Consider the following 23,783-nt stretch of genomic DNA (forward strand, 5'->3'; position numbering starts at 1 on the left):
AAGGGTGATGACGTGACGGAAGAACAACGCTTTGAGCAGCGCATCGCGCAAGAGACGGCCATCGAGCCGCAGGACTGGATGCCTGACGCGTACCGTAAAACGCTGATCCGCCAGATTGGTCAGCATGCGCACTCCGAAATTGTCGGCATGCTGCCGGAAGGGAACTGGATCACCCGCGCCCCGACGCTGCGCCGTAAGGCCATCCTGCTGGCGAAAGTGCAGGACGAAGCCGGGCACGGGCTCTACCTCTACAGCGCGGCGGAAACGCTGGGCTGCGCCCGGGAAGACATCTACCAGAAGATGCTCGACGGCAAGATGAAATACTCCTCCATCTTCAACTACCCGACCCTGAGCTGGGCGGATATCGGCGTGATTGGCTGGCTGGTGGATGGCGCGGCCATCGTTAATCAGGTGGCGCTGTGCCGGACCTCCTACGGCCCCTATGCCCGGGCGATGGTGAAAATCTGTAAAGAAGAGAGCTTCCACCAGCGTCAGGGCTTTGAGGCCTGCATGGCCCTGGCCCAGGGCAGCGAAGCCCAGCGCCAGATGTTGCAGGACGCCATCAACCGCTTCTGGTGGCCAGCACTGATGATGTTTGGCCCGAACGACGACAACTCGCCGAACAGCGCCCGCAGCCTGGCCTGGAAGATCAAACGTTTTGGCAATGACGAGCTGCGCCAGCGCTTTGTCGACAACACCGTGCCGCAGGTGGAAATGCTGGGCATGTCCGTCCCGGATGCGGATTTGCAGTTCGATGCCGAAAGCGGTCACTACCGTTTTGGCGAGATCGACTGGCAGGAGTTTGACGAGGTGATTAACGGGCGCGGCGTCTGCAATCACGAACGTCTGGCCGCCAAGCGTAAAGCCTGGGAAGAGGGGACGTGGGTGCGCGAAGCCGCACTGGCGCACGCCGAAAAACAACACGCCCGCAAGGTCGCATAAGGGGAATCAAGATGAGCAAAACATACTGGCCGTTGTACGAAGTCTTTGTCCGCAGCAAGCAGGGTCTGTCCCACCGTCACGTGGGCAGCCTGCATGCCGCCGATGACCGTATGGCGCTGGAAAACGCGCGCGACGCCTACACCCGCCGTAATGAAGGCTGCTCCATCTGGGTGGTGAAGGCGAGCGAAATTGTCGCCTCGCAACCCGAAGAGCGCGGTGAGTTTTTCGACCCGGCGGAGAGCAAGGTCTACCGCCATCCGACCTTCTACACCATCCCTGATGGCATCGAGCACATGTGAGGCAAGGGATGAAAACGTTAACGCAATATGTTCTGCGCCTGGGTGATAACGGGCTGGTGCTCTCCCAGCGTCTGGGAGCGTGGTGTGGTCACGCCCCGGAGCTGGAGATTGACCTCGCGCTGGCCAATATCGGCCTCGACCTGCTGGGCCAGGCGCGCAACTTCTTAACCTACGCCGCCGAGCTGGAAGGCGAGGGCGACGAAGACACGCTGGCCTTCCAGCGCGACGAGCGCCAGTTCAGCAACCTGCTGCTGGTGGAGCAGCCCAACGGCAACTTCGCCGACACCATCGCCCGTCAGTACTTTATCGACGCCTGGCACGTGGCGCTCTTTACCCGTCTGGCCCAGAGCCGCGACGGGCAGCTTGCCGCCATCGCTGCGAAATCCATCAAAGAAGCCCGCTACCACCTGCGCTTCAGCCGCGGCTGGCTGGAACGCCTGGGCAACGGCACGGAGATCTCTGCGCAAAAAATGCAGCAGGCAGTCAATGACCTGTGGCGTTTCACCGCCGAGCTGTTCGAGGCGGACGAGATTGACCTGACTTTGGCTGCCGAAGGTATCGCCGTCGATCCGCGCAGCCTGCGCGACGCGTGGGAAACGGAAGTCTTTGCCGGGCTGCACGAGGCGACGCTGAGCGTGCCGGGCGAGTCCGCCTACCGCACCGGTGGCCGTAAAGGGCTGCACACCGAACATCTGGGGCCGATGCTGGCAGAGATGCAGTATCTGCAGCGCGTCTATCCCGGCCAGCAGTGGTAATCCAGGAGAGCGCCATGCAACACGCCGTCCAACTCACCCCCGCCGCCGTCCCGCAGATCTGGTCTCTGTTAAGCCAGATCCCGGACCCGGAGATACCGGTACTGACCATCACCGACTTAGGGATGGTGCGCAGCGTGACGCCGCAGGATGAGGGCTGGGCCATCGGTTTTACGCCGACCTATTCCGGCTGTCCGGCCACCGACCATCTGATGGGCGCAATCCGCGACACCCTGACCGCTCACGGCTATGGCCCGGTGCAGATCACCCTTCAGCTCGACCCGGCGTGGACCACCGACTGGATGACCCCGGACGCCCGGGAGCGTCTGCGCCAGTACGGCATCAGCCCACCGGTCGGGCACAGCTGCCATGCGCATCTGCCGGCTGAGGTAACCTGTCCGCGCTGCGCCAGTACCCGCACCACGCTTATCAGTGAATTTGGTTCCACGGCCTGCAAAGCGCTCTGGCGCTGCGACAGCTGCCGCGAACCCTTCGACTATTTCAAATGTATCTGAGGTCGCCATGACAACGTTTCATTCCTTAACGGTGGCAAAAGTGGAACCCGAAACCCGCGATGCGGTGACCATTACCTTCGCGGTTCCCCAGGCTTTGCAGGAGGCGTATCGCTTCCGTCCGGGCCAGCATCTGACCCTGAAAGCCCATTTAGCGGGCGAAGAGCTGCGCCGCTGCTACTCCATCTGCCGCAGCGTTCAGCCGGGCGAAATCAGCGTGGCGGTAAAAGCCATCGACGGCGGTCGCTTCTCGCGCTATGCCCGGGATGAGATCAAGCAGGGGATGGCGCTGGAAGTGATGGTGCCGCAGGGGCATTTTGGCTATCAGCCGCTGGCCGAACGGGAAGGCTGCTACCTGGCGATTGCCGCCGGTTCCGGCATCACCCCGATGCTGGCGATCATCTCCAGCACCCTGAAAACCGAACCGAAAAGCCAGTTCACCCTCATCTACGGCAACCGCAGCAGCCAGAGCATGATGTTCCGCCAGGCACTGGCCGATCTGAAAGACAGCTATCCGACCCGCCTGCAGGTGGTCAACATCTTCAGCCAGGAGACCCTGGACAGCGAACTGCTGCACGGGCGTATCGACGGCGAAAAACTGCAGGCGCTGGCCAGACACCTCATCGACTTCAGCCAGTTTGATGAAGCCTTTATCTGCGGCCCGGCGGCGATGATGGACCAGGCCGAACAGACCCTTAAGGCGCTGGGGATGCCGGAGAAAGCGCTGCATCTTGAGCGCTTCAACACGCCGGGCACAACCGTCAAACGCACCCATACGGTACAGACCGGGGGGCAAAAAGTGACGGTGCGCCAGGACGGGCGCGACCGCGAGATCACCCTCACCGCCGAAGACGAAAGCATTCTCGATGCCGCGCTGCGCCAGGGGGCGGACCTGCCTTACGCCTGTAAAGGCGGGGTCTGCGCCACCTGCAAATGCAAAGTGGTGCGCGGCAAGGTGGATATGGTGACCAACTACAGCCTGGAGCCGGATGAACTGGCGGCAGGCTACGTGCTGAGCTGCCAGGCCCTGCCGCTGACCAGCGACGTAGTGGTGGACTTTGATGCGAAGGGGATGGCATGAGCGACCTGATTGTCACCCGTCACGGTCGGGTATTGCTCCTGACCCTCAATCGCCCCGCGGCGCGTAACGCCCTGAACAATGGCCTGCTGAGCGAACTGGCGTCCACCCTGGAAGCCGCTGCCGCAGATAGCGAGATTTCGGTGTGCGTGATTACCGGCAACGAACGCTTCTTTGCCGCCGGAGCCGATCTGAACGAGATGGCGGAAAAAGATCTCCCCGCCACCCTCAACGACATTCGCCCGCAGCTGTGGGCGCGGATCAACGCCTTCAGCAAACCGCTGATTGCCGCCGTCAATGGCTATGCGCTGGGCGCAGGGTGTGAGCTGGCGCTGCTGTGCGATGTGGCGATCGCCGGAGAAAACGCCCGCTTCGGCCTGCCGGAAATCACCTTAGGCATTATGCCGGGCGCGGGCGGCACACAACGGCTGATCCGCAGCGTCGGCAAATCCCTCGCCAGCAAAATGGTGCTGACCGGGGAAAGCATTACCGCCCGTCAGGCGCTGGCGGCCGGACTGGTGAGCGATGTACATCCCGAGGCCCTGACCCTGGAATATGCTCTCAAGCAGGCGACACTGATGGCGCGTCACTCCCCGCTGGCGTTGCAGGCGGCGAAGCAGGCGCTACGCCAGTCCCAGGAGGTGGCCCTCACCGCCGGGCTGGCCCAGGAGCGTCAGCTCTTCACCCTGCTGGCCGCCACCGAGGATCGCCGGGAAGGGATCGACGCCTTCCTGCAAAAACGCACCCCTGAATTTAAAGGACGCTAACCATGGATTTTATTCTGAGTCACGTTGAGCAGGGGGTCATGACCCTTACCCTGAACCGCCCGGAGCGGCTCAACAGCTTCAATGAGGAGATGCATCAGCAGCTGGCGGCATGTCTGACCCAGGCGGAGCGCGACGAGAGCGTGCGTTGTCTGCTAGTGACCGGCGCCGGACGCGGTTTTTGTGCCGGGCAGGATCTCAACGACCGTAACGTTGACCCGAACAGCCCGGCGCCGGATCTCGGCATGTCGGTGGAGAAATTTTACAACCCGCTGGTACGCCGTCTGGCAAAACTGCCCAAGCCGGTGATCTGCGCGGTGAACGGCGTGGCCGCCGGAGCGGGGGCGACCCTGGCGCTGGGCTGCGACATCGTTATCGCCGCCCGTTCGGTGAACTTTGTCATGGCCTTCAGCAAGCTCGGTCTGGTGCCGGATTCCGGCGGCACCTGGCTGCTGCCGCGTCTGACCGGGCGCGCCCGGGCGATGGGCCTGGCGCTGCTGGGGGAGAAGATCAGCGCTGAGCAGGCACACGCCTGGGGGATGATCTGGCAGGTCGTGGATGACGCCGAACTGACCGACACCGCCCGCCAGCTGGCCGTGCATCTCGCCTCCCAGCCGACCTTTGGCCTGGGGCTGATCAAGCAGGCGATCAACGCCGCCGAAACTAATACCCTGGACGCGCAACTGGATCTGGAGCGCGACTACCAGCGCCTGGCCGGGCGCAGCGCCGACTACCGGGAAGGGGTCAGCGCCTTCCTTAACAAACGCGCGCCGCAGTTTACGGGGAAATAAGATGACGACAATTCATACCGTGGCGGTGATTGGCAGCGGCATCATGGGAGCCGGGATCGCCGAAGTGGCGGCGAGCCACGGCCATCCGGTGCTGGTCTATGACATCAACGCTGAGGTCATCTCCCGCGCCATTGACGCCATTCGCAGCCGTCTCGAATCCCGCATGGCGCGCGGCAAGCTCGCCGCCCATGACGCCGAACAGACGCTCCAGCGCCTGGTGCCCGTTACCGACATCCACGCGCTGGCGAAGGCCGACCTGGTGATTGAAGCTGCCTCTGAGCAAATGGCCGTTAAAAAGGCGCTTTTTGCCCAACTGGCGGAGATCTGCCCGGCTAACACGCTGTTGACCAGCAACACATCCTCAATTTCTATTACCGCGATTGCCGCCGACCTGCACCATCCTGAGCGCGTGGCGGGGCTGCACTTCTTTAACCCCGCCCCGGTGATGAAGCTGGTGGAAGTGGTAAGCGGCCTGGCGACTTCCGGGGAAGTGGTCGAACAGCTGAGCGAGCTGGCGACGCGCTGGGGTAAACAGCCGGTGCGCTGCCAGTCCACGCCTGGCTTTATCGTTAACCGCGTGGCGCGTCCGTACTATGCCGAAGCCTGGCGGGCGCTGGAAGAGCAGGTGGCCGCTCCGGAAGTCATCGACGCGGCGCTGCGTGAGGGGGCGGGCTTCCCGATGGGGCCACTGGAGCTGACCGACATGATCGGCCAGGACGTCAACTTCGCCGTGACCTGCTCGGTATTTAACGCTTTCTGGCAGGAGCGCCGGTTCCTGCCGTCGCTGGTGCAGCAGGAGCTAGTGCTGGGCGGACGTCTCGGCAAGAAGAGCGGGCAGGGGGTCTACAACTGGCGTAACGAAAAGCCTGCCGTTAACTGGCTTGCAGAGGTGGACGATAGTTACAGTGTCACGCATCAGCAGAAAAAAAGTGACGGTGTCACTGAAATCGACGGCGTACTGCTGATTGAAACCCAAGGCGAGACCGCTCAGGCGCTGGCGAACCGTTACGGCCAGCCAGTGGTGGTGTTCGACAGACAGGAGAGCGACGTGGCGGTGATTGCCGCCGCGGCCAGCAACCCAACAGCCGCGACACTGAAAGCGGTGCGCCACTTCCAGCAGCAGGGCAAGCACGTGCTACAGGTGGCGGATTATCCCGGCCTGCTCATCTGGCGCACGGTGGCGATGATTATCAACGAAGCCCTCGACGCCCTGCAAAAAGGGGTCGCCAGCGAACAGGATATCGATACCGCCATGCGCCTCGGGGTGAACTACCCGCGCGGCCCGCTGGCCTGGGGAGAACAGCTTGGCTGGCAGCGTCTGCTGTGCCTGCTGGAAAACCTGCAACGCCATTACGGCGAAGAGCGTTACCGTCCTTCATCCCTGCTGCGCCAGCGCGCGCTTCTGGAGAGTAGCTATGAGTCATAACGCCTGGCGCAACGCCCGCGCCATGTATGAAAACGATGCCTGCGCCCAGGCCTATGGCATCGACATTATTGAGATGGATGACGGCGTCGCCGTGTTGACCATGACCGTCACGCCGCAGATGCTCAACGGCCACAAGAGCTGCCATGGCGGACAGCTGTTTACCCTCGCCGACACCGCCTTTGCCTACGCCTGCAACAGCCAGGGGCTGGCGGCGGTGGCCTCGGGCTGCACCATCGATTTTGTCCGTCCGGCCTTTGCCCACGATAAGCTTACCGCCACGGCGCAGGTGCGTCATCAGGGGAAACAGACCGGCGTATATGACATTGAAATCGTTAATCAACAACAGAAAACGGTTGCCCTGTTCCGTGGGAAATCCCACCGCATCGGCGGCACTGTGACAGGAGAAGCATGATGCGTGACGCCTTTATCTGTGACGGGATCAGAACCCCAATCGGTCGCTATGCCGGTGCGCTGTCCGGTGTGCGCGCGGACGACCTGGGCGCCATCCCCTTGCGTGAACTGCTGGCGCGTAACCCGGGTCTGGATGCGGAGCGCATCGACGATGTGATCTTTGGCTGCGCGAACCAGGCGGGGGAAGACAACCGTAACGTGGCGCGCATGTCCCTGCTGCTGGCCGGGCTGCCGCAGACCGTCTCCGGCACCACCCTGAACCGCCTTTGTGGTTCCGGTCTGGATGCGCTGGGCTTTGCTGCCCGCGCCATTCGCGCCGGTGATGGCGACCTGATGATCGCCGGTGGCGTGGAGTCGATGTCCCGCGCGCCCTTCGTGATGGGCAAAGCCACCAGCGCCTTCCAGCGCCAGAATGAAATTTTCGATACCACCATCGGCTGGCGTTTTGTGAACCCGCTCATGGCCCAGCAATTTGGTTCTGACAGCATGCCGGAAACGGCAGAGAATGTAGCGGAATTGTTAAAGATTTCCCGCGAGGATCAGGATGCCTTCGCGTTCCGCAGCCAGCAGCGCACCGCTCAGGCCCAGGCCAGCGGCATTCTGGCCCAGGAGATCGTGCCGGTCGTCATTAAAGGCAAAAAAGGGGCGGTCACCGAAGTGATGCATGACGAGCATCTGCGCCCGGACACCACCCTGGAAATGCTGGCCGGGCTGAAAGCCCCCTTTCGGGCGGGCGGCGTGGTCACCGCCGGTAACGCTTCCGGCGTGAACGATGGCGCTGCGGCGCTGATTGTCGCCAGCGAGAAGATGGCGGCAGCCCAGGGCCTGATCCCGCGTACCCGCATCGTGGCGATGGCGACGGCTGGCGTTGAGCCGCGTCTGATGGGGCTGGGCCCGGTGCCTGCCACCCGTCGTGTGCTGGAGCGCGCCGGGCTGAGCATCAACGACATGGACGTGATCGAACTGAATGAAGCCTTTGCTTCGCAGGCGCTGGGCGTGCTGCGAGAGCTGGGGTTGCCGGACGATGCGCTGCACGTTAACCCCAACGGCGGGGCAATTGCCTTAGGCCATCCGCTGGGTATGAGCGGGGCCCGCCTGGCGCTGGCCGCCAGCAATGAGCTGCATCGTCGTAAAGGGCGCTATGCGCTTTGTACGATGTGCATTGGTGTCGGTCAGGGCATTGCCATGATCCTTGAGCGTGTCTGAACAATTATAAAAAGCGAGTACCCTACGATGACAACGACAATGACAAATACAGCGACAACCGCAACGTCAACTGCAACCTCGACGGCAACGCATCTTGACCCCATCGAAACCGCCTCCCTTGATGAGCTGCAGGCCCTGCAAACCGAGCGCATGAAGTGGACCTTAAAACACGTCTATGAAAATGTGCCGATGTACAAACGCAAGTTTGATGCTGCAGGCGTGCATCCTGACGATTTCAAAGAGTTAGCGGATATCCGCAAGTTCCCGTGCACCACCAAGCAGGATCTGCGCGATAACTATCCGTTCGACACCTTTGCGGTGCCGATGGAACAGGTGGTGCGTATTCATGCCTCCTCCGGCACCACCGGTAAACCCACCGTGGTCGGCTACACGCAGAACGACATTGATAACTGGGCCAACATTGTGGCCCGCTCCCTGCGCGCCGCGGGGGGCAGTGCCAGGGACAAAATTCATGTCGCCTACGGCTATGGCCTGTTCACCGGCGGCCTGGGCGCCCACTACGGTGCCGAGCGTTTAGGCGCCACGGTGATCCCGATGTCCGGCGGCCAGACCGAGAAACAGGCCCAGCTGATCCGCGATTTTCAGCCGGACATGATCATGGTGACCCCCTCTTACTGCCTCAACCTGATCGAAGAGCTTGAGCGCCAGATGGGCGGCGATGCCAGCCAGTGCTCCCTGCGCGTGGGCGTTTTTGGCGCCGAGCCGTGGACCCTGGCGATGCGCCGGGAAATTGAAAAACGCCTCGGTATTACCGCTCTGGATATCTATGGGCTCTCCGAAGTGATGGGCCCGGGGGTGGCGATGGAGTGCATCGAAACCGCCGACGGCCCGACCATCTGGGAAGATCACTTCTACCCGGAGATCGTCAACCCGAACGACGGCACGCCGCTGGCCGATGGCGAGCAGGGGGAACTGCTCTTCACTACCCTCACCAAAGAGGCGCTGCCGGTGATCCGCTACCGCACCCGCGACCTGACCCGCCTGCTGCCGGGCACCGCCCGCACCATGCGCCGCATGGACAGGATCAGCGGCCGCAGCGACGATATGCTGATTATCCGCGGCGTCAACGTCTTCCCGTCCCAGCTGGAAGAGGAGATCGTCAAGTTTGAGCATCTGTCACCACACTATCAGCTGGAGGTGAACCGTCGCGGTCATCTTGATTCACTTTCGGTGAAGGTGGAGCTGAAAGAGAGCAGCCTGTCGCTGACCCACGAGCAGCGCTGCAACGTCTGCCACCAGCTGCGCCACCGCATTAAGTCGATGGTGGGGATCTCTACCGACGTGACGATCGTCAACTGCGGCAGCATTCCGCGTTCCGAAGGCAAAGCCTGTCGCGTCTTCGATCTGCGTAAGGCCGCAGCCAACAGCTAAGGCCGTCCGCGACCCTCTGCGTATTAGGGAGGGTCGCGCTTTTAGCGCTATGCTATGATTCATCCGCGAAAATAATCACAACAGAATGAATCACATGAGTAAACTCGACGCCTTTATCCAGCACGCTGTCAGCTCCGTTCCCGTCAGCGGCACCTCGCTGATCTCTTCCCTGTACGGTGATGCCCTGTCCCATCGCGGTGGTGAAGTCTGGCTGGGAAGCCTGGCGGCCCTGCTGGAGGGGATGGGATTCGGCGAGCGCTTCGTGCGCACCGCGCTGTTCCGTCTTAATAAAGAGGGCTGGCTGGATGTGGTTCGCATCGGCAGACGCAGCTTCTACCGCCTGAGCGACAAAGGATTGCGTTTAACCCGCCGGGCAGAAACCAAGATTTATCGCGCAGAGCTACCGGCCTGGGACGGCAAATGGCTGCTGCTGCTCTCTGAAGGGATGGACAAAACCACGCTGGCGGATGTGAAAAAGCAACTGATCTGGCAGGGCTTCGGCACCCTGGCGCCGAGCCTGATGGCCTCGCCGTCGCAACAGCTGGCAGACGTACAGACCCTGTTGCATGAAGCGGGCGTGGCGGAAAACGTCATCTGCTTTGAAGCGCATTCGCCGCTGGCGCTCTCCCGCGCCGCGCTGCGCGCCCGGGTGGAGGAGTGCTGGCAGCTCAGCGAGCAGAACCTGATGTATGAAACCTTTATCGACTCGTTCCGGCCCCTGCTGCCCCTGCTGCGGGAGGCCACGCCGGAGGAGCTGACGCCGGCGCGCTGTTTCCATATCCAGCTCTTGTTGATCCATTTTTATCGCCGGGTGGTGCTTAAGGATCCGCTCCTGCCGGAAGAGTTACTCCCGTCGCACTGGGCAGGCCAGACGGCCCGCCAGCTGTGCATTAACATTTATCAACGCGTCGCGCCGGGTGCGCTGGCGTTTGTCAGTGAGAAAGGGGAGACCTCGGTCGGCGAACTGCCGGCGCCGGGCTCCTCCTACTGGCAGCGCTTCGGCGGCCTGACGCCCGCGTAACGGAGGTTCTGTGCCTGTATATCAAATTGATGGTCTGACACCGGTTGTTCCACAGGAGAGTTATGTCCACCCGACAGCAGTCCTCATTGGCGACGTGATCCTCGGTAAGGGCGTCTACGTGGGCCCCAACGCCAGCCTGCGCGGGGATTTTGGCCGTATCGTGGTCAAAGACGGGGCCAATATTCAGGATAACTGCATCATGCACGGCTTCCCCGAGCAGGATACGGTGGAGGAAGAAGAGGGGCATATCGGGCACGGCGCCATTCTGCACGGCTGCGTGATCCGCCGCAATGCGCTGGTGGGGATGAATGCGGTGATTATGGATGGCGCCGTGATCGGCGAGAACAGCATCGTCGGCGCGGCGGCATTTGTGAAAGCGAAAGCGGAAATGCCAGCCGACCATCTGATTATCGGCAGCCCGGCCAAAGCGATCCGCGTGCTGAGCGAGCAGGAAATAGCGTGGAAAAAGCAGGGCACCCGCGAGTACCAGACGCTGGTGGAGCGCTGCAAACAGACGATGCATCAAGTGGAGCCGTTGCACGAGGTGGAAGCGGATCGCAAGCGGCTGGTGTTTGACGAGAATCTGCGGCCGAAGTCGGCCCGCTGAGCGGCAAACTCCTTAATCCTGCGTGAGGCCATCTTTGTGTAGATTGAAGGATGTTAAGGGTTAATTTAGTGGCACCCTAAAAGCCCCGGCACGCTGTCGCTGGGGCTATTTTACCTGTTGCTGTTGGCATCCCTAATTCGACCTATTAATGCGCAGCCAGTTCGTAAAAGAATGCCGGGTTCGCCTGGATCGTGGCCAGCACTTTGGCTGCCAGGCCGGTGGGGTTACGTCTTCTGGATTCCCAGCTTTTGATGGTATCCACGCTGGTGCCCAGCGCTTTTGCCATTTCTGCCTGGGAAACGTTGAGCTGCTCTCTGATCGCTTTGACATCGGCAATCTCATAGCGGGTAACGCGGGAAGGGGCTTTGTTCCCGTTTTTGATGTCGACCGCCTCTTCCAGGGACGTTTTGAGTTCGTCAAAAAAATGCATTTCACACCTCGTTTTTCAGTAAGGTTGTCAGTTTTTTTAGTTCAGCCTTTTCCGCATCAGTGAGATTCTCTTTGGTACTTTTCGGATAAGCGAGCACCAGCCAGATAATCTCCCGTGTTGCCAGAAGGTAAATCACCCTGGCGCTACCGCTTTTACCCTGAGTCCCCGTTGCCATCCGGACTTTTGCAGCCCGCCGGTATTCTGAATAACATCACCTTTGTCCGGAAAGGCAATGAGCTCTCTTTGTAACGTCAGGAGTTCATCATCAGTCGCGATCTGTTTGATTTGCCGCGTAAACAGTGACGTCTCGATAAATTCTATCGCATGGCACACGATTCTCTCTCCATGTAAGGTACCATGTACACCTTCAGGTGTACATAGTACAGATCCAGAATTATTTTGCTGCCAGAGAACGCGTGAACTGAAACGCGCGCTGGCACTGGTCGGCATTGTAAGGAGCATGGCGAGAGTGTGCTGAACAGCGTGCTGACGCTACGAGGCGTCTCGTAAAATTGCAGGGTATATCAGAAGATAAACCCTCTCAGAGGAGAGGGTTATCAGGAAATTTATGCTTTACTTCCCGGCGGACGACGCCTCGACAGACTCTTCCCGTCGGTTTTTGCCCACCATTTCGCGCGCGTTATTCTCAATGCGATACTCAATGGTCACTCGTTCAACGCTGGTCGGCGTGACGGTAATCTCCTTTACCCTGGTACCCGAGTCGGGCGGCAGGGTCATGATCGTCTCGCCTTTAGCAAGCCATTTTCCGCTCTGCTTCACCTGCCACGTCAGGCGGCAATCTTCGCAGGCTGACCAGGTGTCGTTAATCGCCCACAGGCGCACCGTCGCTTCGCGTCCCTGACGCCAGACGTCGGTTACGGGTTCGATGGAGGGGAGGATCGGCTGGTAGGCGCGCTTCAGGGCGTAGTAACCCGCCTTCGGTTTGCGCAGGTAATCCACCACCCCCCAGTTAATCGAGGGCCAGGTTTCGACAAACATAAAGTGGAAGAGGGCCGTCACCGGCTGATAGCGCTGTCGGCGATAGCTCTCCGCCGCCGTCGCCACCAGCTGCGCCTGATACGCCTGGGTATTGGCAATCATCTCCTGGATAGTATTGCCCCGGGGAATGTTGGCGAACTTAAAGGTCTGGAAGGGTTGGAAGTTATGGTACTTCCAGTGCGTCCAGCCGGGATCGTCCGCCGCCGTGCTCTTCGGCCACATCAGGCTCTCAGGGATGAAGGTTTTCAGGGTGGAGAGCCGCGGCAGCGCCTGGGCGCCAAACTCGGTGATAATCCCGGTTTTGGCGGGCGCCAGCAGATCGCGTATCGTGCCGAAGTACCACCCCGCCCAATAGTGTTCCTCCACGGCGGAAAAACGGTGCACGATGCGGGAGCTATCTTCCGCGAGCGTGTCGCCCACCCGTTTCGTCAGGGACTGGTTTAAGCTTTTGTTCCAGTCCGGGAAGCGTTTTTCCATCCACGGTGAGTTCCAGGGCGGCTCGTTGTGCCCGCCCCAGACGATGATGGCCGGCGAGTTACCGAACTGCTCAACCATCTGGCGGGTCTGGCGAACCGCGTTATCGGCAAAGGCGACGCTGTCATCATAGCCCCACTGCAGGGGCACATCCTGCCAGATCATCAGCCCCATCTCGTCCGCTACATCATAGAGCGCGCGGCCTGCCACATGCCCGTGGACGCGAATGGCGTTGGCGTTCATCGCCTCCACCAGTTCGAAATCCCGGCGGTATTTTGCCCGCGTCATGGTACCGAGCCAGGGGGAGCCAATATAGTTACTGCCCTTGATGAACAGCCGACGGTCGTTGATGAGCCAGCCTTTATTGTCCGGCTGCTCCTCCAGCTTGCGTAACCCGGTTCGGGTGAGGGCGGTGTCCATCAGCCCCTGCTCATTCCGCAGCGAGGCTCGCACCCGGTAGAGGTTCGGCTTGCCGACGCCCACCGGCCACCAGAGCCTGGCGGAGCGCATTGGCAGCGAGACGTTCAGGGTGCCGGCGGTGCTCTTGAGCGTGACCGGGAAGTCCTGCTGAAAGTCCGGGCCGCTGAAATTGTCCGGCGCGGCAGAGAGGCGCAGGGTGGCGGGCCCATCCGCCAGCGCCCGGTAGCGAATCTCGGCGCGCAAGATGGGGTTTTGCAGCCCCTCGCGCCAGTCCGGGCGCAGGATCACCTCGTCAATCGTCACGCCGCGGCTCAGGTGCAGCTTCACCGGCGCCCAGATGCCGCCGGAGTTGGCATCCTGACCGTGTTCGGACCAGGCGCCACCGGGGCGGGTGTCGTGCTGGTTAAGCACCCCTTCGACCAGGGTTTTGTGCAGCGGCCAGATGGTTTTCGGATCTTCGTACGGGCTCTCCACCCGAACGGCGAGCCGGTTATGGCGGCGCAGGGCGTCGCTTACGTCCACCGGGAAGCGCTGGAAATAGCCCTCGTGGCGGGCAAGCGCCTTGCCGTTGAGCGTCACGTCGGCGAAATAATCCACGCCGTCAAACACCAGGGTGGCCATGGTATCCGGCGTGCGCTCCGGCAGGGTAAATTCATGACGGTACCAGAGCGCGCCCTGATGATCGTATCCGGCGCTGTACCAGTTGGCGGGCACCCGGAGTGTGCGCCAGCCGCTGTCAGGAGCGCTGGCCCCGTTAAAAGTGTCATCGTTGGCATCATGCACGCGCCACTGCCCGGCCAGCGACCAGGTGACCGGCACAGGCGCCGCTTGCGCCAGCGGAAGCCAGACGACCAGCGGCAGAATAAGTTTAGGGATCATGATTCATCTCCTGCGCCCGGTGGTGCAGCCAGGCGGCACCGCGTCCGGCCTCGTTGAGGAGCTCGCCGCGCAGCGCCTTAAGCCCGGCCGGGTCCAGCGTTGTCGCCTGGCTCTCTAACTGCTGGAGCCGTTCTGCCAATCCGGTAAAGCCGAGGGTGGCGGCTTCGCCGCGAAGCCGGTGCGCCGCCCGGCCCAGAGCCTCGCGGTCGTCGCGGTCGATCGCCCGGGCGATTGTTGCTACCGCCTCGTCGAGCCCCTCGCCGAACAGATCCAGCAGCTCCTGTACCAGAGCGGGATCGTCCGCGCACTGTTTTAATAGCCGGGCTTCGTCCGGCAGCCCTTTATCACTCTGCGGGTTATGACTCTCCGGGCCGACGCGCGCAATCTCTTGCTGCAATGCCTCCTGGCTCACCGGCTTGGCAATATAGCCGTCGAACCCCATCGCCAGGCAGCGTTCTTTATCTCCCTGCATGGCGTGGGCGGTCATGGCGATGGCGGGCTGGTGGGTGCCCCCCCTGGCCTGCGTCTCTTCCCGCAGCAGGCGGATAGCGGTTTCGCCGTCCATCTCCGGCATTTGCAGGTCGATCAGCAGAATGTCCCAGGCGTGTTCCCGCCAGCGCTCCAGCGCCTCGCGCCCGTTATTGACCACTTCGCACCGGTGGCCGAGCCGCTCCAGCAGGCGGCGGGCGACTTTCTGGTTCACCAGATTATCCTCGGCCAGCAGAATGCGTAGCCCGGACTGAGGCACGGCGGGCGCCGTCGCGGGGGCCGGAGTCAGGACTGGGGTGGGTTCAAGCACGCTGGCAATCACCTGATGCAGCTCGCGCTGGGCAATGGGTTTATGCAGATAGTGGGCGATGCCGATGCGCTTAAGCATGTTGGCGTCAAAATGGCGGCTCATGGAGCTGAGCATAATGATATGGCTTTGCTCGGTCTGGGGCAGCACGGAGAGTTCGAGCGCCAGCGAAACGCCGTCCATATCCGGCATTTGCGCGTCCAGCAGGATCAGCGCCCATCGCCTCTCTTCGGCTGCGCGTCGCAGCGCCTCGGCGGCGTTGTTAACGCAGGTTGGCGCCAGCCCCATCTGGTGAAGCATGGTATCAAGCAGGCGCAGGTTGGTGCTGTTGTCATCCACCACCAGCACCTGTTCGCCATTGAAGCGCCCTACAGGCGCGGCGGCCTGCTGGCTCTCCAGCGGCAGGGTGAAGGCAAATTCGCTCCCCACGCCGGGGTGGCTCTCAACCGTCAGCTCGCCACCCATCAGGCTCACCAGCCGGGCCGAGATGGTCAGCCCCAGTCCGGTGCCGCCGTAACGGCGGGTGGTGGAGCTGTCGGCCTGGCTGAAGGCCTCGAAGATCGCTTTTTGCTTATCCGCCGGAATGCCGATGCCGCTGTCGCGGATGCGAAAACGCCACCGACCTTCATCGTCAGCGGGCGCTATCGCCAGCAGCACCTCGCCCTGGTGGGTAAACTTCAGGGCGTTACCCAGCAGGTTAGTAAGGATCTGGCGCAGCCGGGGACCGTCCGCTACCAGCACCTCCGGCAGCTCGGGGGCAATATCCACCAGCAGCTCAATGCCTTTTTCGCTGGCGGCGGGCATGTGGGGGCGGATCAGCGACTGAATAAAGGGGCGGATCTCCAGCGGCTCCACATCCACCGACATCTTGCCCGACTCGATGCGGGAGAAGTCGAGAATGTCATTGATAATATGCAGTAGCGACTGGGCCGAACTCATGACCAGCGAAAGATACTCCCGCTGCTCCGGGTTAAGAGGGGTGTCCAGACAGAGCTGGGTCATGCCCAGAATGCCGTTCATCGGGGTGCGAATTTCGTGGCTCATGTTGGCGAGGAAGGCGCTTTTCGCCTCGTTGGCCTCCCGGGCCACCTTCGCCGCCTCTATGGCCAGCAGTTCCGCCTCTTTACGACGGGTAATATCCTGCAGGGTGCCGATCACCCGTTCGGCCTGCTGCTGCATGTTGAGAGTCACCACCTGGCCCGAAATCAACATCCAGCGCCAGCCCCGGGCGGCGTGCTGGACGCGAATTTCGCATTCGAATACCGGCATATGCGCCTGGCGCGAGGCGATCATCGCCTGGCGCAGGGTGGCGCGATCCTCCTCGTGCACCAGGTTAAGCAAAAAGCGCAGCGGATAGAGCAACTGCGTGCGTGACTCGCCCACCATCGCCAGCAGGGTATCGTTCACCTGCAGGCTGTCGCGGGAGACCTGCCAGTCCCAGATGCCGATCTGGATCGACTCCGCGGTGAGTAAAAAATCGTCGTGCAGCTGGTGGCGCGAGCGCTGGGCCTCGTCCAGCTCGGTGATGTCCGTATGCAGGCTGATAATGCCGCCGTCCGCCAGCCGCTGATGCTGGACGTAGAGCCGCCGCTGACCCGACTGCCGCACTTCGCGATGGCTCGGCTGACGGCAGTTGCGGATAATCGCTTCGCGCAGGGTCTGGCGGCGGCCAGGATCGATGTTATAGCCCGCATCGATAAATTTTTCCGCCAGGCTCTCCAGGGTGGCGCCGACGGCCAGCCAGGGGGTGATGACCGGGTAAAAGCGCGTCACCTGGTCGTTCCAGGCCAGCAGGCGCTCCGCCGGATCGTAGATCATTACCCCCATGGGCAGCGCGTTAAGATCGAAACAGGATCGCTCATGCATGGTTATTCGCCTCCCGCCTGATAGTGCAGCTCCGCCTGGCGGCGCAGGTACTCCAGCCCGGGCGCGATCGCCATTGCCCAGGCGGTGAGGATCTCCTCGTCGCAGAGGGGATCGCAGGCACGAACGGTTCTGAGCATCGCTTCCCGCCAGAGGGCGAAAAACCGCGGCGGCAGGCGCAGCCCTTCATGGCTCTGCTCCCGCGCCAGCCGCTCCAGAAAGTCCGGCACGAAGAGCGCACCATCGACGGCCAGCATGGCGAAAAAGCTCTTAAAGAGCATCTGCTGGCCCTCCGCCTCCGGATGCCGGGCGAAGTGCTGCTCCGTTTCAGGAGACATATGGATAAATGTCTCCCGGAAGGCCTCGAAAAAGCGCTTTTTGTCGTGCTCCGGCAAGACGCGGTTCAGGCTTGCCTCAAAGAGATCGCGATAAAACTTCATGGTGCACCCCTCGTGGCCCGTTCGCCGGGCAGACAGAGGCCGGGCGGGTTAAATTCATCCGTCGTGCGGCGGGAGAAATAGCTGTTCTCATCCGCAAGGCCGTTTTCAAACAGCGGCCCGGCGTTGTGTTTGTAGTAGAGGGCTTCCAGCACCATGGCGTTGGTGGAGAGGGTCAGGGTCGGGTTGATATCGCCGGTCGCCTCAACGCGTCCCTCAAACCAGCCCTGCTGCGGGTTGTTGAGATGGCGGGTGACCGCCATCAGAGCATCGGTATAGTCGTTTTCCCACAGCGCCCAGAGCAGGAAGACCGCTTTGGTAGAGACCTGCGCCAGCCGGGGGTAGTATTTGCCGTCGTCCCCCAGGGTGTTCCAGGCATAGCCGTTTCCCCAGACGGTGTCCTCAACGTGCCAGGGCGCCTGGGAGAGATAAAAATCGGCCCGCGCGGTGAGCACTTTGTCCTGCTCCCAGCGTGATTTCTGAGTGAGCCATATCCCTTCTGCCCGGGCGCGCAGCGCTTTTTGCACATCGGACGGTACGCCGGGCGGCTGCCAGCCGAACTCCACTCCAGGCAGCATCGCGGGGAGGGTGGTCAGCAGCGAGGGTTGCCAGGTGGTGCGCGGATCCCGGGCATCTACGTTGAGGCTGCGCTGATAGAGGATCACATTACGCGAAGGGGGAGTGAACGCCTTTCCTGCCGGGAATCCCCACAGGCGAAACGCGCTGGCGGCGTACTCACTCTCACCCAGACGCAGCTCCTCGCGCAGCACCGGCTGGCCGTTCTGAACGGAGGCGGACCACAGTTCCCCCTCGTTATCCATCACCCGGCAGAAGTTCCAGCGCAGAGTGATCTTATCCAGATACTCGCGATACTGGGGGGCGCGTTCGGCAGTAAGCCGCAGGGCCAGCATCAGTCGGGCCATATCCTTTGCCGACCAGCCGCTCTTTGCCGGTTTACCGGTAAAGTCGATGGGGGTCGCCGTCCGGCTGGAGTAAAGCCTGCCCGGGGTACGGGTGTCGGTCAGGGTCAGCCGGTTAAGCGTGCCGAGCAGGCGCGTCAGGCGGGCGTCAAACTCAGGCTCCTGCACCAGCCCCAGATCCCGGGCGGCGAGCAGGGCGATGAGGGTGTCGCCCATTTGCCAGAGGGTTACCCGCGGCTGTTTGTCGCTGCCGTTCACCAGCCCGGTCTGCGGCTGGGTGTTATTTTCGAAATAGCGCCAGGCGATGCGGGCCCACGCCTGCTCCTGCGGCGTCAGGCTGTCGATGCGCGCGGTGGTGTGCCAGCCGCCCTTCGTCAGCCAGCGCCACCCTGCGCCCTCCCGGCTGAAGAGGGCGAGGGCAATAAGCAGCAGGAGGAGGGCGACCGCCAGCCAGCGGGCTACGGTTTTAAGCATTGCGCGGTCACCGGCGGCAGTTTAACAGGCTCGTCTGCACTACAGGCGGCGCACTGGCATGCCTGGCAGGCGGGTTTCGTGCGCTGGGTGGTCCCGGTCTGTTCACACCAGCTCTTAACCGCCGGGGTGCTACTCAGGAAGGGGCGGTTGCGCGGGGTGTTATTGGGCTCGAACAGATCCACCAGCTTTTTGTCCCAGAGCGAAGGGGCGAAATCGCGGTTTTTCGGGTTGTCGGTATTAAACCGCAGCAGCTTGCCCTCTTTCTTGAACAGCAGCGCCTCCAGCATGATGCCGTTGTTATTGGCAGTGAACTCTTTAATCGGGCCGTCGCCGTTTTCGTAAAGCCCCTCGTAGTAGCCTTTGCCCTCTTCGTTGGCGTTTTCAATGGTGTCCAGCAGGCGGTCGGTGTAGGGCGAGTTCCACAGTACCCACATCCCCAGTGCCGCCTTCAGGGATACGGCGGCGGTGTTGGGGACATACTGGCCTTTGTCGGTGATGGTGTTCCAGTTAAAGCCGTCGCTAAAGACGGTGTCATACACAAAGTAGGGCGACTTATCCAGCTGGTGCTCGGAGCGGGCGGACAATATCCCGGTAATGGCGTAGCGGTTCTCCTGAGCCTGATAGACCCGGTCGGCAAAGTTTTTCATCCACGGGTGGGAGTAGTCGCGCGGGCTGTTATTCCGGTCGAGCGGATTGTCATACCCGAACTCCATGCCGTACAGCACGTAGGATTCGGTCACTACATAGTTATGCTGGCTGGTTTGACGCGGATCGCGCGAGTCGTAGGGCACCAGCACGCAGTAGATCTCTGCCAGCTCGTAAGGCTGCGGGCGGCTGGCCTGACAGGTGCTAAATCCCCAGAGCTGGAAACCTGCCGCGCCATACTCTTCATAGCCCAGCCGTCCTTCCTGCACATATTTCGGCTGGCCGTTCTCCAGGTAGGCGCCGTACATCATGCCGCAGGGATCGATAACGTGGCTGAAGTCCCACCCCAGCACCACGTTATCGATGCTGTTGGCATACTCCGGGTAACGCTCTTTGATCACTTTTAGCCAGATCAGCATCCTGCCGATATCCAGCGCCGAGAAGCCAATCTCCCCCGGTTTATTCTGGTAGTTCACCTTCTGGCCGGTAATGGTGTTGTAGGCTTTGTTGGGCAGCTCGTTACGGAACAGATCCAGCTTGTTCAGGGTGGCGAGCAATTTCAGCATCCGGCGGTCAAACTCGGCTTTATCAATGATCCCCAGCTCCCGCGCCGCCGTCATGGCGGCCATATAGGAGGCGCTGTCCCACATGGTGGTGGAGGGGTATTTGTTTACCGCATTGACCAGCCCGGTGGTGGGTTGGAAGTTGGCGACAAAATATTGCCAGGCGTTTTTGGCGATAGCCATCTCCCTGGGGGTAAGCTCGCCGCTGCGCGGTTCGTACTCCGAGGCCGGCAGCACGGTGGCGGCCTGTGCAGCGGAAAGCGTGAGCCAGCACGCCAGAAGCCCGGCCAGAAGAGGAAAAAAGAGGAGAAATTTCAGCTTCATGGCGTAGCTCCTGCTGAAGAAGTAGGGGAAGTCGTCAGGCTCAGACAGGCCAGACAGAGCATCTGGCCGTGGGCAATATAGGCCAGGCTTTCGAGCACGATGGCATTGGTATCAGCGTCAATCACATCATTCACGCTGCTGTTCAGGTTAAGTCCGCGCTGCCACCCCTTGCCGGGCACCTGCAGCGTCTGAACCTGCTGCCGCAGCGCTTCGCTCCAGCCGTTGCGGAACAGGGCGTACCAGGCGAAGGCGGAGCGGGTGGAGGTAATCGCAGTCTGTTCTGGGGTGGCATCGCGCAGGGCGCTGGTTTGCAGCGGCTGGCGATCGGGCAGATCGTTTACGTAATCCGGCGCGGGCTCGGCATAGTCGGTGCTGATGGGCGGCTTGCTCACCCGCAGCCCGTGACGGCGCTGCTGGATCTGCATAATGCGCCAGGCGATCTCCGCGCTCTGGGCGTCGAAGCCCAGCTCCAGGCCGGTTAACAGGTAGGGGAGACTGATAAGCGATGGCTGTCGGCCCCAAGGGGTACGTAGCCCCTCGTCGGGCACCATAATACCGTCGATATCGATCATCTGCTGCCCCTCCGGCGGGTTGGTCACCGCCAGCCCCGCCGCGCTGTCGATCAGCCGAAGCGTATGGCTGGCATACAGACGATAACCGAAGCTGTTTCTGGGCTCGTCCGCCGCCAGTGCCCAGTGGTGGAGCGGCGCTGCGGCCTGGGTTGCGGGGTTACTTGCGATCAGGGCCCCAACCTTCCACTGGTTAAAGAGGTCGCGCACGGCGGCGGCATGCTGGGGATAGCGCCACAGCAGGGTTTGCAGGGCATTGAGCAGGCGGCCCATGCCAATAGCGGAGGAGTCTGGCTTGCCCAGCATTTGCAGCGTGTCCGCATGATAATAAGCGGCGGGTAGCCCTTCGGGATTCAGCGGGAGCTGCCCCAGCGTAAACAGCGCCGCGGTGATGCGCTCATCAAATTCGTCTGTCGTCAGGATATTGAGCTGTTTGGCGGCCACCAGCGCAAAGAGATAGCTGCCGGTGCTCCACAGGCTGAGCCAGGGCTCGCCATCGTGGGCGTTGGCCAGGCCGTTCGGCTGGGTATTGTTGACATAATATTGCCAGGCCACCCGCGCCCAGATCGCCTCGTCGAAGGTTAGCTCGCGCGAGGCGGGCAGGGGTGGGAAATCCTTACTAAGGGTCATGCCCGCGCTGCTCTCCACGCGCGAAGGCATCTGTTTCTCCACCCAAACGACGATGGCGAAGCCCAGGAGGAAACCGATCAGAATAGTGAGGTAGCTGCGGGCCGACAGCAGCGCATCGCGTTTTCTCATTGGCTCGCCTCCTCTTCGGCCGGGGTCCAGACGGCGGCCAGAATCAGCGGCAGCATGGCGGCAATATTCACCGCACCCCAGAAAATATTGATGACGTAGCCGGAAGGGTCGTCAACCTGGCCGCGGGCTACCTGTATTCCGCCCCAGATGAGGCCCGCCAGGGTGAGCACGACGATAGCGATCTGCGGCTTCACCAGGTAGAGAAAACGCCCTGTCTGCCGCTCTTTGGGGGTGACGTGAAATTTTATCTGCTCGCCGCGCAGCACCGTATCGAGCGCCCGCAGATTCATGGAGAAAAACGAGAGATACGATGCCCTGCCATCCCAGGCTGATATTCCCCAAGTGCCGAACATAAACGCCAGTTCGGAGACGATGAAAAAGGGCAAAAAGTGGAGATAAAAGGGCTCAGACCAGGCCGACACAGGGGGAATACCGGTAAAGAGATAGATAATCGGCGAGACCAGGAAAATGGTATTCCATACGCAGGCCATGTAGGACCAGAAGGTGGTGGCATACATCAGCGTTTGCGGCAGGGAGAGCTTAAAGCGGCGGCGGCTGAAGATATTGTCGTGAAACAGAATATCCAGCGAGCCGGCGGCATATTTAAAACGCTGGATCATCCAGGTCAGCATATCCTGCGGGGAGAGCATCTTGGATTCAATGCGCGGGTGCATGACCGAGCGCCAGCGGCGCGCGGCATCGCCGTGCAGCAGGATAGAGGTGTAAATATCCTCGGAAACGTGGAATTTATATGGGGTCAGCTCCGTATCGAAGGCCACGTGGGGACGCATTGCCTCCTGCAGGGTTTCGCGCATCGCCGGATCGCGTATGTCCCGGGTATGGCGGTCGATCTCCTCTTCGACGGTCCAGACGTAGCTGCGCAGCGCCGCCTGCATCACCGCCTCGCGTCGATGCACCGAGGCCGCGCCGCAGCAGAAGGCGGCATTAGCCCAGTTGCGGCGGCGTAAAATCACGTCGTAGAACATGCGCGGATCGTTGAAAAAGGGATCCCGGCCAAGGGTCACCGGGCCGATAAATTTCTGGGCGAGCCAGCCGAGACCGTATCCCGCTTTACCCGCCCTGCGCCCGAGCCAGTGCGCCAGATTTTCCCCTTCCGGCAGGTCGAAGAACCACTGGGGTGTTTGCACCCAGGCGACGTCCGGATCGCGGAAATAGCCCAGCGTATGGCTGAGCAGCGTGGGGAAAACGCGGGTATCGGCGTCGCAGATGATCAGGAAATCGCCGTCGGTCTGCTCAAGTCCGTTGCGCAGGTTGCCCGCCTTAAAGCCGATATTGGTCTGGCGGGTAATGTAGTTGGCGCCTTCCTCTTCGCATACGGCTTTCATCTCCGGACGCCGACCATCATCCAGCACATGAACCTTGTAATCCAGCGGGACAGGGTAGGCCATTTTCATGGCGTCGCGGATGGAGAGCCGCACCAGCTCCACATCTTCGGAGTAGGTGGCGATAAAGAGATCGACCTTTATCGGCCTGGACTCCTCGGCATCTTCCGGCCGCAGGCAGTCGTTGATCTCAGACGGCGGGGGCGTTTGCGGCGGATCCTCTTCCTTCCACAAGTTAATGGTGAAGAGCACCGTGCCGATCCAGGCCAGGGTTTCCGCCAGCACCAGCGGAATGGCGTACCAGAGCGCGTCGGTATTTAAAGAGGCCGTCCAGCGCCAGTAAATATAGTTGGCACCAAGAATAAGCGCGGCCACCGCTAATACCTGCCAGGTCATCATGACCCAGCGCGGCGTTTTAAGCGGTTCAGGCGGACGACGATGTTCAAAACGGGAAAAATAAAAATCCATAGCGAAGGATATCCTGATTCCACGATGACAATAAATTAATAGCCTGTTACCGACAGGGAGAACGCCATGGAAATAACGCTCACAAAAACATAATTTAAGGTAAGTGTAGAACGCGGATAAAAATAATCCAGCAGGTTAAATTGCAACAGTTTAGGGGCGCTTAAATAAAAGTTAATTATTAATAAGATTTTTTCCTGCGTACCGCAATAATTGCCAGAT

At 61.3% G+C, this 23,783-nt stretch carries 21 protein-coding genes and 1 pseudogene; 13 read left to right on the top strand and 9 right to left on the bottom strand.

What is annotated here, in order from left to right; translation table 11 throughout:
• Window positions 1-12 precede the first annotated feature (12 nt).
• The 13 genes from paaA (at window position 13) to paaY (ending at window position 11,201) form a co-directional block, all read left to right on the top strand.
• Window positions 13-942, top strand: coding sequence for a 1,2-phenylacetyl-CoA epoxidase subunit PaaA (gene paaA / locus DVA43_RS05235; protein ID WP_114314792.1), 930 nt, complete (start codon window positions 13-15; stop codon window positions 940-942).
• An 11-nt stretch (window positions 943-953) separates the two neighbouring features.
• Entirely contained in the window at window positions 954-1,241 is a 288-nt protein-coding gene (gene paaB, locus DVA43_RS05240) for a 1,2-phenylacetyl-CoA epoxidase subunit PaaB (RefSeq protein WP_103179812.1), read from the top strand.
• Window positions 1,242-1,249: 8 nt separating this feature from the next.
• Window positions 1,250-1,996, top strand: coding sequence for a 1,2-phenylacetyl-CoA epoxidase subunit PaaC (gene paaC, locus DVA43_RS05245; RefSeq protein ID WP_114314793.1), 747 nt, complete (start codon window positions 1,250-1,252; stop codon window positions 1,994-1,996).
• Window positions 1,997-2,010: 14 nt separating this feature from the next.
• Window positions 2,011-2,508: a 1,2-phenylacetyl-CoA epoxidase subunit PaaD gene (gene paaD / locus DVA43_RS05250; RefSeq protein ID WP_114314794.1), complete on the top strand. Its 498-nt coding sequence runs from the start codon at window positions 2,011-2,013 to the stop codon at window positions 2,506-2,508.
• Between the two features lie 7 nt (window positions 2,509-2,515).
• Entirely contained in the window at window positions 2,516-3,586 is a 1,071-nt protein-coding gene (gene paaE / locus DVA43_RS05255) for a 1,2-phenylacetyl-CoA epoxidase subunit PaaE (protein WP_114314795.1), read from the top strand.
• Complete coding sequence (gene paaF, locus DVA43_RS05260; RefSeq protein ID WP_114314796.1) at window positions 3,583-4,350, top strand: 2,3-dehydroadipyl-CoA hydratase PaaF; 768 nt, start codon at window positions 3,583-3,585, stop codon at window positions 4,348-4,350. Before paaE ends, paaF begins: the two co-directional genes overlap by 4 nt.
• A 2-nt stretch (window positions 4,351-4,352) precedes the next feature.
• Window positions 4,353-5,138 (top strand): 2-(1,2-epoxy-1,2-dihydrophenyl)acetyl-CoA isomerase PaaG, encoded by a 786-nt coding sequence (paaG, locus tag DVA43_RS05265; RefSeq protein WP_114314797.1) that lies wholly within the window; start codon window positions 4,353-4,355, stop codon window positions 5,136-5,138.
• A gap of 1 nt (window position 5,139) precedes the next feature.
• Complete coding sequence (locus DVA43_RS05270; RefSeq protein WP_114314798.1) at window positions 5,140-6,564, top strand: 3-hydroxyacyl-CoA dehydrogenase; 1,425 nt, start codon at window positions 5,140-5,142, stop codon at window positions 6,562-6,564.
• Window positions 6,554-6,976: a hydroxyphenylacetyl-CoA thioesterase PaaI gene (gene paaI, locus DVA43_RS05275; RefSeq protein WP_114314799.1), complete on the top strand. Its 423-nt coding sequence runs from the start codon at window positions 6,554-6,556 to the stop codon at window positions 6,974-6,976. Before DVA43_RS05270 ends, paaI begins: the two co-directional genes overlap by 11 nt.
• Entirely contained in the window at window positions 6,976-8,181 is a 1,206-nt protein-coding gene (gene pcaF, locus DVA43_RS05280; RefSeq protein WP_114314800.1) for a 3-oxoadipyl-CoA thiolase, read from the top strand. Before paaI ends, pcaF begins: the two co-directional genes overlap by 1 nt.
• Before the next feature lie 39 nt (window positions 8,182-8,220).
• Window positions 8,221-9,573 carry a phenylacetate--CoA ligase PaaK gene (gene paaK, locus DVA43_RS05285; RefSeq protein WP_114314801.1) on the top strand — a complete coding sequence of 451 codons (1,353 nt, stop codon included), beginning with the start codon at window positions 8,221-8,223 and terminating at the stop codon, window positions 9,571-9,573.
• An 85-nt stretch (window positions 9,574-9,658) separates the two neighbouring features.
• Complete coding sequence (paaX, locus tag DVA43_RS05290) at window positions 9,659-10,594, top strand: phenylacetic acid degradation operon negative regulatory protein PaaX (protein ID WP_114314802.1); 936 nt, start codon at window positions 9,659-9,661, stop codon at window positions 10,592-10,594.
• 10 nt (window positions 10,595-10,604) lie between these two features.
• Complete coding sequence (gene paaY, locus DVA43_RS05295; protein WP_114314803.1) at window positions 10,605-11,201, top strand: phenylacetic acid degradation protein PaaY; 597 nt, start codon at window positions 10,605-10,607, stop codon at window positions 11,199-11,201.
• Between the two features lie 145 nt (window positions 11,202-11,346).
• Here the strand turns inward: paaY and nadS are convergent, their stop codons facing one another.
• The 9 genes and pseudogenes from nadS to DVA43_RS05340 all read right to left on the bottom strand — a co-directional run bounded on the left by nadS (window position 11,347) and on the right by DVA43_RS05340 (window position 23,564).
• Window positions 11,347-11,631 (bottom strand): NadS family protein, encoded by a 285-nt coding sequence (gene nadS / locus DVA43_RS05300; protein ID WP_114314804.1) that lies wholly within the window; start codon window positions 11,629-11,631, stop codon window positions 11,347-11,349.
• Window position 11,632: 1 nt separating this feature from the next.
• A pseudogene (locus tag DVA43_RS05305) lies at window positions 11,633-11,964 on the bottom strand (type II toxin-antitoxin system RelE/ParE family toxin).
• A 240-nt stretch (window positions 11,965-12,204) separates the two neighbouring features.
• A complete protein-coding gene (locus tag DVA43_RS05310; RefSeq protein WP_114314805.1) occupies window positions 12,205-14,403 on the bottom strand; it encodes a sugar-binding domain-containing protein in 2,199 nt (732 codons plus the stop codon).
• Entirely contained in the window at window positions 14,393-17,065 is a 2,673-nt protein-coding gene (locus DVA43_RS05315) for a response regulator (RefSeq protein WP_114314806.1), read from the bottom strand. Before DVA43_RS05315 ends, DVA43_RS05310 begins: the two co-directional genes overlap by 11 nt.
• A 2-nt stretch (window positions 17,066-17,067) precedes the next feature.
• Window positions 17,068-17,502 (bottom strand): globin, encoded by a 435-nt coding sequence (locus tag DVA43_RS05320; RefSeq protein WP_114314807.1) that lies wholly within the window; start codon window positions 17,500-17,502, stop codon window positions 17,068-17,070.
• Window positions 17,499-18,893 (bottom strand): DUF3131 domain-containing protein, encoded by a 1,395-nt coding sequence (locus DVA43_RS05325; protein WP_114314808.1) that lies wholly within the window; start codon window positions 18,891-18,893, stop codon window positions 17,499-17,501. The genes DVA43_RS05320 and DVA43_RS05325 overlap by 4 nt, the downstream gene beginning before the upstream one ends.
• Window positions 18,878-20,425 carry a DUF3131 domain-containing protein gene (locus tag DVA43_RS05330; RefSeq protein ID WP_114314809.1) on the bottom strand — a complete coding sequence of 516 codons (1,548 nt, stop codon included), beginning with the start codon at window positions 20,423-20,425 and terminating at the stop codon, window positions 18,878-18,880. The genes DVA43_RS05325 and DVA43_RS05330 overlap by 16 nt, the downstream gene beginning before the upstream one ends.
• Complete coding sequence (locus DVA43_RS05335; protein WP_114314810.1) at window positions 20,422-21,753, bottom strand: DUF3131 domain-containing protein; 1,332 nt, start codon at window positions 21,751-21,753, stop codon at window positions 20,422-20,424. Before DVA43_RS05335 ends, DVA43_RS05330 begins: the two co-directional genes overlap by 4 nt.
• Entirely contained in the window at window positions 21,750-23,564 is a 1,815-nt protein-coding gene (locus DVA43_RS05340) for a glycosyltransferase (RefSeq protein ID WP_103822148.1), read from the bottom strand. The genes DVA43_RS05335 and DVA43_RS05340 overlap by 4 nt, the downstream gene beginning before the upstream one ends.
• Between the last annotated feature and the right edge of the window lie 219 nt (window positions 23,565-23,783).

The organism is Leclercia sp. W6 (genome assembly GCF_003336345.1).
GTDB lineage: Bacteria > Pseudomonadota > Gammaproteobacteria > Enterobacterales > Enterobacteriaceae > Enterobacter.

What these genes read in the sequence shown, in the direction of transcription:
- paaB (WP_103179812.1), top strand. Translation starts at nt 954, where the DNA reads ATGAGCAAAACATACTGGCCGTTGTACGAAGTCTTTGTCCGCAGCAAG.
- paaC (WP_114314793.1), top strand. Translation starts at nt 1,250, where the DNA reads ATGAAAACGTTAACGCAATATGTTCTGCGCCTGGGTGATAACGGGCTG.
- paaD (WP_114314794.1), top strand. Translation starts at nt 2,011, where the DNA reads ATGCAACACGCCGTCCAACTCACCCCCGCCGCCGTCCCGCAGATCTGG.
- paaE (WP_114314795.1), top strand. Translation starts at nt 2,516, where the DNA reads ATGACAACGTTTCATTCCTTAACGGTGGCAAAAGTGGAACCCGAAACC.
- paaF (WP_114314796.1), top strand. Translation starts at nt 3,583, where the DNA reads ATGAGCGACCTGATTGTCACCCGTCACGGTCGGGTATTGCTCCTGACC.
- paaG (WP_114314797.1), top strand. Translation starts at nt 4,353, where the DNA reads ATGGATTTTATTCTGAGTCACGTTGAGCAGGGGGTCATGACCCTTACC.
- DVA43_RS05270 (WP_114314798.1), top strand. Translation starts at nt 5,140, where the DNA reads ATGACGACAATTCATACCGTGGCGGTGATTGGCAGCGGCATCATGGGA.
- paaI (WP_114314799.1), top strand. Translation starts at nt 6,554, where the DNA reads ATGAGTCATAACGCCTGGCGCAACGCCCGCGCCATGTATGAAAACGAT.
- pcaF (WP_114314800.1), top strand. Translation starts at nt 6,976, where the DNA reads ATGCGTGACGCCTTTATCTGTGACGGGATCAGAACCCCAATCGGTCGC.
- paaK (WP_114314801.1), top strand. Translation starts at nt 8,221, where the DNA reads ATGACAAATACAGCGACAACCGCAACGTCAACTGCAACCTCGACGGCA.
- paaX (WP_114314802.1), top strand. Translation starts at nt 9,659, where the DNA reads ATGAATCACATGAGTAAACTCGACGCCTTTATCCAGCACGCTGTCAGC.
- nadS (WP_114314804.1), bottom strand. Translation starts at nt 11,631, where the DNA reads ATGCATTTTTTTGACGAACTCAAAACGTCCCTGGAAGAGGCGGTCGAC.
- DVA43_RS05310 (WP_114314805.1), bottom strand. Translation starts at nt 14,403, where the DNA reads ATGATCCCTAAACTTATTCTGCCGCTGGTCGTCTGGCTTCCGCTGGCG.
- DVA43_RS05315 (WP_114314806.1), bottom strand. Translation starts at nt 17,065, where the DNA reads ATGCATGAGCGATCCTGTTTCGATCTTAACGCGCTGCCCATGGGGGTA.
- DVA43_RS05320 (WP_114314807.1), bottom strand. Translation starts at nt 17,502, where the DNA reads ATGAAGTTTTATCGCGATCTCTTTGAGGCAAGCCTGAACCGCGTCTTG.
- DVA43_RS05325 (WP_114314808.1), bottom strand. Translation starts at nt 18,893, where the DNA reads ATGCTTAAAACCGTAGCCCGCTGGCTGGCGGTCGCCCTCCTCCTGCTG.
- DVA43_RS05330 (WP_114314809.1), bottom strand. Translation starts at nt 20,425, where the DNA reads ATGAAGCTGAAATTTCTCCTCTTTTTTCCTCTTCTGGCCGGGCTTCTG.
- DVA43_RS05335 (WP_114314810.1), bottom strand. Translation starts at nt 21,753, where the DNA reads ATGAGAAAACGCGATGCGCTGCTGTCGGCCCGCAGCTACCTCACTATT.
- DVA43_RS05340 (WP_103822148.1), bottom strand. Translation starts at nt 23,564, where the DNA reads ATGGATTTTTATTTTTCCCGTTTTGAACATCGTCGTCCGCCTGAACCG.